At 72.3% G+C, this 12,679-nt stretch carries 9 protein-coding genes; 2 read left to right on the forward strand and 7 right to left on the reverse strand.

Going from position 1 to position 12,679, the window contains the following annotated elements:
• Nucleotides 1–10: 10 nt before the first annotated feature.
• The 3 genes from ACIGXP_RS18415 to ACIGXP_RS18425 all read right to left on the reverse strand — a co-directional run bounded on the left by ACIGXP_RS18415 (nt 11) and on the right by ACIGXP_RS18425 (nt 6,572).
• Nucleotides 11–4,129 carry a molybdopterin-dependent oxidoreductase gene (locus ACIGXP_RS18415; RefSeq protein WP_399769451.1) on the reverse strand — a complete coding sequence of 1,373 codons (4,119 nt, stop codon included), beginning with the start codon at nt 4,127–4,129 and terminating at the stop codon, nt 11–13.
• Nucleotides 4,130–4,314: 185 nt separating this feature from the next.
• On the reverse strand, nt 4,315–5,169 hold the full coding sequence (locus tag ACIGXP_RS18420) for an isocitrate lyase/phosphoenolpyruvate mutase family protein (RefSeq protein ID WP_399769453.1): 855 nt from the start codon (nt 5,167–5,169) through the stop codon (nt 4,315–4,317).
• A gap of 41 nt (nt 5,170–5,210) precedes the next feature.
• Nucleotides 5,211–6,572, reverse strand: coding sequence for a bifunctional transcriptional activator/DNA repair enzyme AdaA (locus ACIGXP_RS18425; protein ID WP_399769454.1), 1,362 nt, complete (start codon nt 6,570–6,572; stop codon nt 5,211–5,213).
• Nucleotides 6,573–6,785: 213 nt separating this feature from the next.
• Between ACIGXP_RS18425 and cpt the strand changes: the two genes are divergently transcribed.
• The gene (gene cpt, locus ACIGXP_RS18430; RefSeq protein ID WP_399769456.1) at nt 6,786–7,400 is read left to right on the forward strand and encodes a chloramphenicol phosphotransferase CPT; all 615 of its coding nucleotides are present in this window, start codon (nt 6,786–6,788) and stop codon (nt 7,398–7,400) included.
• Here cpt and ACIGXP_RS18435 read toward each other — a convergent pair.
• A complete protein-coding gene (locus ACIGXP_RS18435) occupies nt 7,314–7,949 on the reverse strand; it encodes a DUF1345 domain-containing protein (protein ID WP_399769458.1) in 636 nt (211 codons plus the stop codon). The genes cpt and ACIGXP_RS18435 overlap by 87 nt on opposite strands.
• Before the next feature lie 33 nt (nt 7,950–7,982).
• Between ACIGXP_RS18435 and ACIGXP_RS18440 the strand changes: the two genes are divergently transcribed.
• A complete protein-coding gene (locus ACIGXP_RS18440; protein ID WP_399769460.1) occupies nt 7,983–8,777 on the forward strand; it encodes a PIG-L deacetylase family protein in 795 nt (264 codons plus the stop codon).
• Between the two features lie 18 nt (nt 8,778–8,795).
• Here the strand turns inward: ACIGXP_RS18440 and argS are convergent, their stop codons facing one another.
• From argS to ACIGXP_RS18455, 3 genes are all read right to left on the reverse strand, one after another.
• Nucleotides 8,796–10,457: an arginine--tRNA ligase gene (gene argS / locus ACIGXP_RS18445; protein ID WP_399769462.1), complete on the reverse strand. Its 1,662-nt coding sequence runs from the start codon at nt 10,455–10,457 to the stop codon at nt 8,796–8,798.
• A 109-nt stretch (nt 10,458–10,566) separates the two neighbouring features.
• Nucleotides 10,567–11,742, reverse strand: coding sequence for a DSD1 family PLP-dependent enzyme (locus ACIGXP_RS18450; RefSeq protein ID WP_399769465.1), 1,176 nt, complete (start codon nt 11,740–11,742; stop codon nt 10,567–10,569).
• 69 nt (nt 11,743–11,811) lie between these two features.
• The gene (locus tag ACIGXP_RS18455; protein WP_399769467.1) at nt 11,812–12,468 is read right to left on the reverse strand and encodes a transcriptional regulator; all 657 of its coding nucleotides are present in this window, start codon (nt 12,466–12,468) and stop codon (nt 11,812–11,814) included.
• Between the last annotated feature and the right edge of the window lie 211 nt (nt 12,469–12,679).

Below are 12,679 nucleotides of genomic sequence, written 5' to 3' on the forward strand. Positions count from 1 at the left end.
GATGTGACGGTCAGTACACGTCCCGCACATAGCGCTTGCCGGCGGCGAGTTGCTTGACGTACGCCGCCGCCTCCGTCTCGTCCAGGCCGCCGTGGAGGACGGCGATGTCCCGCAGGGCCCGGTCGACGTCCTTGGCCATGCGGGAGGCATCGCCGCAGACGTAGAAGTGGGCGCCGTCCTGGAGCCAGGACCACAGCAGGGGACCGTGTTCACGCATCCGGTCCTGCACGTAGACCTTGGCGCGCTGGTCGCGGGAGAAGGCCGTGTCCAGGCGGGTGAGCGTGCCCTCGGACAGGAACCCGGCCAGCTCCTCCTCGTAGTAGAAGTCCGTCGCGCGGTGCTGTTCGCCGAAGAACAGCCAGTTCGGGGCATGGTGGCCGCGGGCCCTGCGTTCCTCCAGGAAGCCGATGAAGGGCGCGACGCCCGTGCCGGGGCCCACCATCACCGCGGGTGTGGCCGGGTCGGCGGGCGGGCGGAAGTGCGGGGCCCGCTGGACACGGACCGGCACCGGCGTGCCCGGCTCGGCGTCGGCGAGGAAGGGGGAGCACACGCCCTGCCGGGGGCGGCCGGCCAGGTTCTCGTAGCGGATGACGGAGACGGTCAGCGACACCAGGTGGGGGTCCGTCAGCGGGCTGGACGATATGGAGTACAGGCGGGGTTGCAGGCGGCCCAGCACGTCGGCCCACTCCTGTGCCCCGGCCCGGATGCCGAACTCGGCGACCAGGTCGACGGCCTGGCGTCCCCAGGACCATTGCGCCAGCTCGCCCTTGTTGTCCGGCCGCAGGAGCTTCCGCAGCTCGCGCGGGTCGCGGGCGCGGCCGGCGGCGAAGCGCAGCAGGTCCGGGGTGATGCGGGTGATGTCCAGACGGCGCAGCAGGGCCTCGGCGAACGGCACCTCTCCCACGCTCTTGACCTGCACGGTCGCGTCCGCGTCCAGACCGGTGACGGCCAGCCACTCGGTCACCAGCTCCGGCCGGTTGACCGGGTGCACGGCCAGCGCGTCCCCGGCCTCGTAGACGAGCGGCGTATCGCTGTCGCGGGTGTCGAAGGTGAAGCGCCGGACCTCCTTGCCCGCGCCGGGCATGCTGAGCAGGCGGTTGCCGGTGAGACGGGCGGTGACGGGAGCGGTACGGTTCGGCCGGGACGGCGCAGGGGCTGCCGGCGGGGACGCCGGAGCGGGAGCGGCAGGGGCCGGCTGCTCGGTCGTCTGCAAGGCGGTGAGTACCTGGTCCAGCCAGGCTCCGGCGGTGGTCTCGTAGTCCGGTTCGCAGTCGGTGCGCGGTGCCAGCCGTACCGCGTCCAGCTCCTCCATGCGCCGGTCCAGGCGGCGGCCGTGGCCGCAGAAGTCGTCGTAGGAGGAGTCGCCGAAGGCCAGGACGGCGTACCGCCTGCCCTTCAGGCGCGGGGCCTCGGGCGCGGCTAGGGCGTCCCAGAATCCGGCGCCGTTGTCGGGGGCGTCGCCGTCGCCGAAGGTGCTCGTGATCAGCAGCAGGTCGGCGTCGGACGGCAGCGCGGCGGGGTCCGCCTCCTCCATGGGCACAAGGGCGGCGGGATGGCCGTCCGCGGTGAGGCGCTCCGCCGCCGTGGTCGCGAACTCCTCCGCGTTGCCGGTCTGTGACGCCCACAGGATCACGACCTGGCGGCGCGGGGAGTCGGAGATCGGCCGCGGCTGGCCATCGGTGGCACACGCCGGCTCCGTCCTGGAGTACATCCCGGCCAGTACGCCGTTCACCCACAGGGCGTGCTCCGGGCTGAACGGGGCGTCCGGCGGCAGCACCGGTACGCCCGGGAAGCCGGAGGGGATGCCGGCGAGGAAGCCGGTCAGATAGCGGCGCTCGGGTTCGGCCAGGACCGGGGGCGGCGCGGGCTCCAGCCCGAACGGGGCGGCGGTGGAGGCTGCCATGACCTCCACGGCCGCCGGGAGCTCGGCCGCCGGGAGCGCCGGGGCCGGAGCACGCACCGTCACCGGGGTGGCCACCTTGGTCAGCGACACCGCGCACGCCTTGAACCCGGGCTGGAACGACAGGGGGTCGACGGCGTCGCTGGTCACCGCGTTGACGCTGAGGTACTCACCGAACAGGTCGTTCCAGTGGAACGGCGCGAAACAGCAGCCCGGCCGCACCCGGTCCGAGACGACCGCCGGCAGCACGGCCCGCCCGCGCCGCGAGGCGACCTCCACCGAATCCCCTTCGGCGAGCCCGAGTTCGGCCGCGTCCTGGGGGTGCACCTCGACGAAGGGGCCGGGGTTCAGCTTGTTGAGCTTGGCCACCTTGGCCGTCTTGGTCAGGGTGTGCCACTGGTGCTGGAGACGGCCGGTGTTGAGGACGTACGGGTAGTCGTCGTCGGGCAGCTCCGCGGGCGGTAGGTGCGGGCGGGCGTGGAAGACGGCACGTCCGCTCGCCGTCGGGAACGTCGGCGATCCGTCCTCGCCGAGGTACCGGACGGGGTTGCGGTCGGGGCCGTCGGCGCTCGGCGCCGGCCACTGCACGGGCGTGTGCCGCAGTCGCTCGTAGCTCACACCGCGCAGGTCCCAGCCGGTCGACGGGTTCCAGGCGCGCTTGATCTCCTCGAAGACCTCCTCGGCGCTGTCGTACGCGAAGCCCTTCTCGTAGCCCATCCGGCGGGCCACGGCGGCGATGATCCGCCAGTCCGCCGTCGCCTCGCCGGGCGGATCTGCGGCCGGCCGGGCCAGGGTGAGGTTGCGCTCGCTGTTGATCAGGACGCCCTCGGTCTCGGTCCACAGGGCGCCGGGCAGCACGACGTCGGCGTACGCGTTGGTCTCCGTCTCCGCGAACACGTCCTGGGCGACGACGAACTCGGCTGCCTCCAGGCCCTCGATGACCGTCTTGCGGTTCGCGACGGAGGCGACCGGGTTGGTGCAGATGATCCAGCACGCCTTGATGTCCCCGCCGGCCATCCTGCGGAACATCTCGACCGTGCCCCTGCCGACGCCGTCGGCGCGCAGGGTGCCCGGTTCCAGCTGCCACAGCTCCTCGACGAAGGCCCGGTCGGCGTCGGCGAGCACGGACCGCTGTCCGGGCAGCCCCGGCCCCATGTAACCCATCTCCCGGCCGCCCATGGCATTGGGCTGTCCGGTCAGGGAGAAGGGTCCGCTGCCCGGTCGGCAGATCGCGCCGGTGGCGAGGTGCAGATTGACCAGGGCGTTGGTGTTCCAGGTGCCGTGCGTGGACTGGTTCAGGCCCATCGTCCAGCAGCTCGTCCACTCCCCCGCCTCGCCGATCAGCCGGGCCGCCTCGCGGATGTCCTCCTCCGGGACGCCCGTGATCTCCGCGACGGCGGCGGGCGGGTAGTCGGCGAGGAAGGCGGGCATCGCCTCCCAGCCCTCGGTGTGCGCGGCGATGAAGCGGGGGTCGGTGTGGCCGTTCTCGTGCAGCAGGTGCAGCAGCCCGTTGAGCAGGGCGAGGTCCGTGCCGGGCCTGAGCTGCAGGAACAGGTCGGCCTTGGCCGCGGTGGCGGTACGGCGCGGGTCGACGACGATCAGCTTGGCGCCCGCCGACTTCACCCGGTCCATCATCCGCAGGAAGAGAATGGGATGACAGTCGGCCATGTTCGAACCGATGACGAAGAAGACATCGGCCCGGTCGAAGTCCTGGTACGAGCCGGGCGGCCCGTCCGCCCCCAGCGACAGCTTGTAACCGGCGCCTGCGCTCGCCATGCACAGCCGGGAGTTGGACTCGATCTGGTTGGTGCGCAGGAAGCCCTTGGCCAGCTTGTTCGCCAGGTACTGCGCCTCCAGGCTCATCTGTCCGGAGACATAGAACGCGACCGCGTCCGGGCCGTGCTCGTCGACGATCGCGCGCAGGCGGCGGGCGGTCTCGGCGACGGCATCGGCCACGGGCGCCGGCTGCGGCTCCTCGCCACGGTCCGGCCGGATGAGCGCGGTGGTCAGCCGGCCCGGGGCCGCGAGCATGTCCGCGGTGGTGGCGCCCTTGGTGCACAGCCGGCCGAAGTTCGCCGGGTGCTGCTTGTCCCCCGACGCCTTCAGGACCGTGCGCCGTCCGTCCGGTCCCGTGCCGACGTCGAGGACCAGGCCGCAGCCCACCCCGCAGTAGGAGCAGACCGTCCGCACCTTCGTCGTGTCCTCGCTCCGCGAGTCCGGCGCGGCCACGGGCGCCTCCCCTCTGCTGTGCTCGACCTGGTCTCACCTTCCGTGACCGTACGAACCGCTCATTACGTGGGTGTCTCCACCCCTGCTCACCAGGGGTTACGCGCACCGCACAGGGCCTGGGAGGCGGGTGTGAGCGCGGGGCTCCGCGCGCGGGGGAACGCCGAAGACAGACGGTGGGCCGGGCGTCACCGCGCCGCGCGTGCGGCGCTGACGGCGTTGTTGACGGTGCCGAAGTCGGCCGCGCCCCGCATCGCGTCGTAGGAGCCCGTGTCCAGCAGTTCGGCGGCCGCGCGCCGGACGGTCCCGTACGCGGTCTGGGCGAGCGCGGTGCCCACGCTGACGCGGCGGACGCCGACCGCCTCGAACGCCGTCACCGGCGGCGCGCCCGGGCCCGCCATCACGTTGACCGGCAGGGGACCGCGGCGGACCAGCTCGGCCACCGTGTCCAGGTCGACGAGACCGGGGACGAACAGGCTGTCGGCGCCCGCATCGGCGTAGGCCTTCGCCCGGGTCAGCACGTGTTCCAGGCGCTCCTCCGCGGCGCCGATGCCGAACAGGAACACATCCGTGCGCGCGTTGATCCACAGGCCGGGCAAACCCGCTTCCGCGGCGGCGGAACGGGCCGCGCGCAGCCGGACGGCCTGAGCGGACACGTCGTGCAGCGGCCCGCCCGGCGCCTGTGAGTCCTCTAGATTGACACCGACCGCTCCGGCCGCGATCACCGCGCGGACGGTGGCCGCGACATCGTCGGCGCCGGGCCCGTAACCGCCCTCGATGTCGGCGCTCACCGGCACGTCGACCGCGTCGGCGATCCGTCGTACGGCCGCGGCCATCTCCTCCCGTGTCAGGCCGTGGCCGTCGGGCCGGCCGGCCGACCAGGCGACACCGCCACTGGTCGTGGCGATGGCCCGGGCGCCCGCCTGTGCGATGAGCGCCGCGCTCGCGGCGTCCCACGCGTTCGGCAGCACCAGCGCGCGCCCGTCAGAGGCGGTGTGCAGGGCGCGCAGGGCGTCGGCCAGTTCTCGCTGGGCAGTGTGCATGAGCGATCCCTTCGGTACTGATGGCTGTTGAGTCGGTTCGGTCAGGCGGTCACGGCGGGGAGTCGGGCCACGGCCAGGTGGGTCGCGGCGTAGGCGCGCCAGGGACGCCATGCGGCGCCCGCCTCATCCCCCGGTGTGTGCGCGATCTCGCGATCCAGGGCCGGGAAGGCGTCGTCGTAGCCCAGTCGCAGCGCGATCCGGTGCGCGGTGTCCTCGGTGACGCCGGGGACGGTTGCCACGGCACGCACTAAGTCCGCCAGGCAGGAGCCCCCGTCGAACAGCGTGTCGTCCTGTGCGGCGGCCCGGGCGAGGGCGCCGAGCGTGTCCGCCGCGGGCTTCGGCAGTCCGGCGCTCCGCAGGTCGGTCGAGGCCACCGTCCGGGCCGACGGGAAGCGGTGTGTCAGGCCGTGGCCGAGCCCGGGAACCGGCTGGCCGGCGGCCGTGATCAGGGCCGCCAGCTGCTCCCGCACGCGCGGCCGTGCGGCGTACTGGCCGAGCACGGCGTCCACGGCGATCTCGAAGGCTCCCCAGGCGCCGGGCACCCGCAGTCCCGGTCGGGCCGCGATCAGCGGGCCGATCCGTGGGTCTCCGGCGAGGGCGGCCTCGGCCGGGGCGGCGTCCGTGTCCACGCCGAAGATCCGGCCGACGCGTTCGACGACATGGATCAGCCCTTCCCAGAACGGCAGATGGGCCCGCAGCAGCAGATGGTCCTCGCCGCCCGCACGCACCTCCAGCAGCCCGGCCTCGCCGTCCAGGCTGATCGTGCGCCGGTACACGCCGTCCGCCACGGACTCCACGCCCGGTACGGCCCGCTCGGCCAGGAACGCCAGCAGTGCCGGCCAGTGCAGGGGCGGTGCGAACGGCAACCGCATCACCAGCCCGCCGTCCGCCACCAGCCGGTCCGCCCGCCGGCGCCGGCTGCGCAGTTCCAGCGGTGAGGCCCGGAACACGAACCGCATGTCCCGGTTGAACTGCCGTACGCTGCCGAACCCGGACGCGAACGCCACATCGGCCACCGGCAGATCCGTGTCGTCCAGCAGGCGGCGCGCGAAGTGGGCGCGGCGCGAGCGGGCGAGCTGGTCCGGAGTCACACCGAGGTGCTGGGTGAACAGCCGCCGCAGATGCCGGGGCGACACGGCGAGCCGGGCACCGAGCGCGGCTTCGGTCCCCGTGTCCAGCGCTCCCGCGATGATCAACTGTACGGCCCGGCACAGCAGTTCGGGGACGTCCGCGGCGATGGGCCCGGCCACCCGGTACGGCCGGCACCGCAGACACGCCCGGAATCCGTTCGCCTCGGCCGCCGCCGGGTGCTCGAACGTGCGCACGTTCTCCGCCAGCGGCTTCGACCCGCAGCCCGGCCGGCAGTAGATGCCGGTGGTGACCACGGCCGAGTAAGTCGTCATGTCCCCTTTCTAGGCGATCGGTTGGTCCCGGTGCTGGCCAGATTCGGACATGACCGTGAGCGCCACGTCTCGGCTCGGGCAGTCCGGCAGGGGCGCGCCGCCCGGTCCACGGCATCCGCCACGGCGGCTGTCAGTCCGTGGTGTGTCCCGCCGCGGATGTCTCCCCCGCGAAATCCGTTATGAGCGGTGCCCGGACGCGTCTACCGTGGCGCGGTGACGACTCAGGTGATCGTGGTCAATGGTGGGTCCAGCTCGGGAAAGTCCGGGATCGTCCGGTGCCTGCAGGCAGTGCTGCCGGATCCGTGGCTGGCTCTCGGGACGGACACACTGGTCGATGCGATGCCGACGGCGATGCACACATCGGCCGGCGGGATCGAGTTCGCTCCGGACGGAGAGGTGAGCGTCGGGCCGGAGTTCCGGACGCTGGAAGCGGCATGGATCGAGGGGATCGCCGCGATGGCCCGGGCGGGTGCCCGGGTCATCGTCGACGAGGTCTTCCTCGGCGGGGCGTACTCGCAGCAGCGATGGCGGAAGGCTCTGGGTGACCTGCGGGTGCTGTGGGTCGGTGTCAGGTGTGACGCCGCGGTGGCCGCAGGCCGTGAGGTCGCGCGAGGTGATCGCGCCATCGGCATGGCCGCCGCCCAGGCGGAAGTGGTCCACCAGGGCGTGACCTACGTCCTGGAAGTGGACACGACGCACACGGAGTCGATGGAGTGCGCACGGACCATCGCCGCACATGTGTCAGCCGGTGACCATGCTCGCGACCAGGTTGAGGGTGGTGGCCAGGATGCCGGTGCCGAACACGTAGGACAGCAGTGTGTGCCGTAGCACGATCGAGCGGATCAGCGGGCTGGAGACGGCGGTGTCGGAGACCTGGTAGGTCATGCCGAGGTTGTAGCTGAAGTAGAGGAAGTCCCGGTAGGCGGGCGGCTGGTGGTCGTTGAAGTCGATGCCGCCGGCGGACGCGTCGTAGTAGACATGGGCGTAGCGGGTGGCGTACATCAGATGAAGTGCCGCCCAGGCCAGGAACACACCGGCGAGCGCGGTCGGGGCAGCGGCACGACCGGCTGCGGATCCGTTCAGGAGGAGCAGCAGCACGATTCCGACCAGCCCGCACAGCGAGGCGGCCACCACGACCAGCTCTTCCAGGAGGGGTCGCAGCTCCTCACGCCGGGCGTTGCGGTGGGTCGCGGTGGCGTCCATCGGCCAGAGCACCAGCCAGCCCGTCACGACGAAGACGGCTTCCGTTGTCGCGGTGCCGGCGAGGATTCCCAGCGGGGGGCGCGTCGCCACGCCGACGGCCGCACCGACCGCCGCTCCGACGAGCACCGCGCAGGCCAGCCTGGGAACCGCGGACAGCGGCAGCCACTTGCTCATGCGACACAACGATAAGGGCGTCAGAATGGGTTCGTGACCAACGTCTTGGCCTTTCACGCCCACCCGGACGACGAGGTGTTACTGACGGGCGGCACGCTCGCGCGGGCTGCGACCGAGGGGCACCGCGTGGTGATCGTGGTCGCCACGGACGGACTCATGGACGCCGCGCCGGACGGCGACACGCCACGTCTGGCCGAACTCCGCGCCAGTGCTGCCGCGTTGGGTGTGCAGCGGGTGGTGCATCTGGGGTACGCGGACAGCGGCCACGGCGCGGTCCTCCATCCGGATCCGCCGGACCGGGCACGCTTCGTGCGGGCGGACACGGAGGAGGCGGCCGAACGGCTGGCCGCCATCCTCCGCGAGGAGGACGTGGGCCTGCTCCTCAGCTATGACGCACACGGCGGATACGGCCACCGCGACCACGTCAAGGTGCACGAGGTCGGCCGACGCGCCGCCGAGCTGGCCGGGGTGCCCCGTGTGCTGGAGGCGACCCTGCCGCGGGACGCGGTGGCGCGCCTGGTGAAGCTGGTGCGCGTGCTGCGGATCCCGTTGCGGTTCGACGCGGAGACGGTGCGCACCTGCTACACGCCGCGCGCGGCCATCACCCACACCGTCGATGTCCGACGCTTCGCCGCACGGAAGCGGGCGGCTCTGGCCGCCCACCGTTCGCAGGTCTCGGGCACGGGCCGCCTTGCTCCTGTGCTGAGAGTGCTGGTGCGTCTGCCGGTCCCTGTCTTCGGTCGGCTGCTCGGCCGGGAATGGTTCGTGGAGGCCCGCGCGGCGACTCCGTGCGATGCCGTCGCGGGCCTCTTCCGCCCCACCTCGTAGCATCGGCTCCGGGTGCGTCTACATCCGTTCCGGTGCCGAGACGCCCAGCAGCCGCAGCCCGTTGCGCAGGACCAGCCTGCTCGCATCCGTCAGCCACAGCCGGGCCCGGGTCAGGTCGTCCGGAGCCTCGCCGGCCCGCGGCAGGACCCTGCAGGCGTCGTAGAAGCGGTGGTACGTACCAGCCAGCGCCTCCAGGTAGTACGCCACCCGGTGTGGCTCGCGCAGGGTGGCCGCGGTGGCCACGACCTGAGGGAACTCCGCCAGTGTGCCCAGCAGGTCGGCCTCCCGCTCATGGCTGAGCAGGGCGGGGTCGAAGTCCTCCGGGTCGCCCCGGCCGAGACCGGCTTCCTCCGCCCTGCGCAGGACGGAGCACAGCCGGGTGTGTGCGTACTGGACGTAATGGACCGGGTTGTCGTTCGACTGCCGGGTCAGCAGGTCGATGTCGAGGTCGATCATCGCGTCCACGCTGGCCCGCGCCAGCGCGTACCGGGCGGCGTCGACGCCGACCGCCTCGGTCAGGTCGTCGAGGGTGAGGACCGTACCCGCCCGTTTGCTCATCCGGACCGGGGTGCCGTCCTTGACCAGGTTGACCAGCTGGCCGATCAGGATCTCCAGATGCCGGTCCGGATCGTCGCCGAAACAGGCCGCCATGGCCCGCATCCGGCCCACGTAGCCGGCGTGGTCGGCGCCGAGCATGATGACCACCCGGTCGAACCCCCGGGAGCGCTTGTTCAGGTAGTACGCGCAGTCCGCGGTGAAGTACGTCCAGGTGCCGTCGCTCTTGACCAGGACCCGGTCCTTGTCGTCGCCGAAGTCCGTGGTGCGCAGCCAGACCGCGCCCTCGTGCTCGAAGACGTGGCCGCCGTCGCGCAGTCGGCCGACGGCGGTGTCCAAGTCCCCTTGGTCGTGCAGGGCCTTCTCGTTGAAGTAGGTGTCGAAGCGGGTTCCGAACGCGTCGAGCGATGTCTTGATCTCGTCGAACATCAGCTCCGTTCCCACCGCCCGGAACACGGCGAAGGACTCGGTGGCGGGCAGGTCCAGGGCGTCGGGCCGCCGCCGCAGCACGGCGGCCGCGATCTCCTCGATGTACGCGCCGCTGTAGCCGTCTTCGGGCACCGGCGAGCCGTGCGCCGCGGCGAGCAGTGAGCGGACGAAGCGGTCGATCTGCACTCCGGCGTCGTTGAAGTAGTACTCCCGCGACACATCCGCGCCGGCGGCCTCGAGCAGCCGGGCGAGGACATCGCCCACGACCGCCCAGCGGGCTCCGCCGATGTGTACCGGCCCGGTGGGATTCGCGGAGACGAACTCCAGGTTGATCCGCAGGCCGCCCAGCCGGTCGGTGTGTCCGTAGGTGTCGCCGGCCAGGACGATGTCCCGGGCCAGGGCGCCGATCGCCGCGGTTTCCAGCGTGATGTTCAGGAAACCGGGGCCGGCGGCCTCGGCCTTCGCGACTCCGGGGGCCGCGCTCACCAGCGGCGCCAGTGCCTCGGCGACGGCGCGGGCGGGCAGGCCCGCGGACTTGGCGAGGTGCAGGGCGACGTTGGTGGAGTAGTCGCCGTGGCCGCGGTGGCGGGGGCGCTCCACGCGGATCTCCTCGGGCATCTGCGCTGCGATGCGTCCGGACTGGATGGCCGTCTGAATGCCGTCGGAGATGACGGCGGCGAGATCTGCTGGAGTCACGTCGCCGACGCTATCGGAGCCGGTACTGCCCATGACATCGATTTTCGAGGCGCGACGCTGCGCGCCCCTCACCGGTGTCATCGCCGCGCCGGTGGTGCGCAGCTGGTGCTCACCAGCCGGTGACACGTTCCCAGACATGCTCGATCGCCGGAGCCGGGCCGGCGCGGCGTGTGCCGTCGACGATGTGGTAGCCGCGGTGCTGGGCTGCGGTGGCGCAGGCGTGGTTGGGCAGGATGCGCAGGCGGGTGCCCACCGGCAGGTGGGGCAGGTCGGCGCCGTCGCGGGCCGTGAGGGTGCCGTGCTCCTGGCTCGCGGCCGTCATGACCAGGCCCGGGACGAGGTGGCCGGCGAGGTCGGCGACCAGGCCGTAGCCCTGGTCCTGGGCCTGCGCGGCGGTCCCGCGGTCGCGCGACATGGCCATCCAGCCGCCGTCGGTCATGATCCATCCGTGCTCGGGGCGGTGACCTATGACGGTCACGACCACCGACAGGGCGATGTCCTCGACCCGGCAGACCCCCAGCCCGGCCATGACCAGGTCGAAGAAGACGTAGTTCCCCGCGCGCAGTTCGGTGACGCCGGTGAGGTCCTCGGCGGCGTGGGCGGTGGGCGTGGAGCCCACGCTGACGATGTGCACGGGCAGGCCGGCCGCGCGCAGCCGTTCCGCGGCGGCCACGGCGGTGTCGCGTTCGTTCTTCGCAGCCAGGCGCTGTTCCTCGGCGGTGGCGGCGAAGTAGGACTCGCCCGCGTGGGTCAGGACGCCGTCCAGACATCCCGCGGCGTGCAGGACGCGGCCGATTTCGGGGAGCGCGGGATCCTCGGGCCCCAGTCCGCCGCGGTGGCCGTCGCAGTCGATCTCGATCTGGCTGGGCAGCGGGAGACCCGCCCGACGGGAGGCTTCGGCGACGAACGTCGCCTGTTCGATGCTGTCGAGCAGGATGCGCAGGGTGACGCCGCGGCGCAACAGCGCGATGACGCGCGGGAGTTTGTGGGGGTCGATACCGACGGCGTACGTGATGTCGGTGTAGCCGCCGTCGGCGAACGCCTCGGCCTCCGCGAGCGTGGAGACCGTCACCGGGCAGGGTGTGCCGGGGTGCAGGAGGGCGGCGATGTCGAGGCTCTTCGCCGTCTTCACGTGCGGGCGCAGGGTGACCCCGAGCGCGTCGGCCCGGTCCTTGAGGCGTGCGATGTTGCGCCGCACGGTGTGGATGTCGACGACGGCGAACGGGGTGTCCGGGTCGGCCAGGGTCGCTGGGGCGTGCACAGCGGTGTTCACCGGGGTGCTCACGGAGGGGAGTCCGGCTTCTTCGGGATCGGACGGTCGCGCCGCCCGCTCGGTGGTCATGGAGTGCCGCCGCTACTTCGCGTAGTTGTAGACAGTGGCCCGGGAGACGCCCAGCAGGTCCGCGATGGTCTGGGCGGCATCGCGGGAGTCGAAGTAGCCGTCGCGCTGCAACTGCCGTACGAGGTCCTTCTTGTCCTCCCGGCTCAGCGACCTGGGAGTCGCGGCGCGCTCCGCGGCATGGGCCTCCACCGCCCGGCGCAGTTCGCGCGCGTTGCGGTCCCGGAGGGTCTCCAGGGGTTGCTCGCGGTGCTCGGCCTCCGTGGCCACCAGGTTGGACAGCGCGAGGGTCACCGGGGACAGCACGGACACGTCCAGGTTCAGGCAGAGGGCCGCGATGTACTGCCCCGCGGCGTTCTTGATGCCGATGGACGTGCTCTTGGCGGGGCGGCCGTCGGGGAACTGGTTGGGGTAGTTCTGGATGACGCTGGGGTAGTCGGGGTCCTCGATGCGGGCCAGCCCCAGCTCCGTGGCGGAGTCCCCGACCCGGCGGCCGGAGAGGTTGTTCTCGATCGCCCGGATCGCATGCTGCGGATCCCGCAGATCGTGCAGGACGACCTCGCACAGCCCGGGGAACATGCGCCCCAGCGCCACGGCGATCTTCTCGGCCTCGCGGATGAGATGCTCATCGGCCTCGTCGGGGGCTGCCGCGCTGCGTGCCACTTCGTCCACGGAAAGCCCTCCAGCAAGACCTTGGACCAAATATCCATCTCTGGATGATCAGTCTAGACGAGACTCCGTGTTTGTCCAGCCGCCAGGGCCGGTACGCAGTCGGGGGGGGGGGGGGGGGGGGGGGGGGGGCGGGCGCCGGCGCGGCGGCGCTGGGGGGGGGGGGGGGGGGGGGGGGGGGGGGGGGGGGGGGGCGGGCGCGCGGGGCCCCGCC

The sequence above is a fragment of the Streptomyces sp. NPDC053069 genome, assembly GCF_044546895.1.
Classification (GTDB): Bacteria; Actinomycetota; Actinomycetes; order Streptomycetales; family Streptomycetaceae; genus Streptomyces.

Bases quoted from the DNA above. Each gene is read 5' to 3' on its own strand.
- ACIGXP_RS18420 (WP_399769453.1), bottom strand. From the start codon at position 5,169: ATGCACACTGCCCAGCGAGAACTGGCCGACGCCCTGCGCGCCCTGCAC.
- ACIGXP_RS18425 (WP_399769454.1), bottom strand. From the start codon at position 6,572: ATGACGACTTACTCGGCCGTGGTCACCACCGGCATCTACTGCCGGCCG.
- ACIGXP_RS18435 (WP_399769458.1), bottom strand. From the start codon at position 7,949: ATGAGCAAGTGGCTGCCGCTGTCCGCGGTTCCCAGGCTGGCCTGCGCG.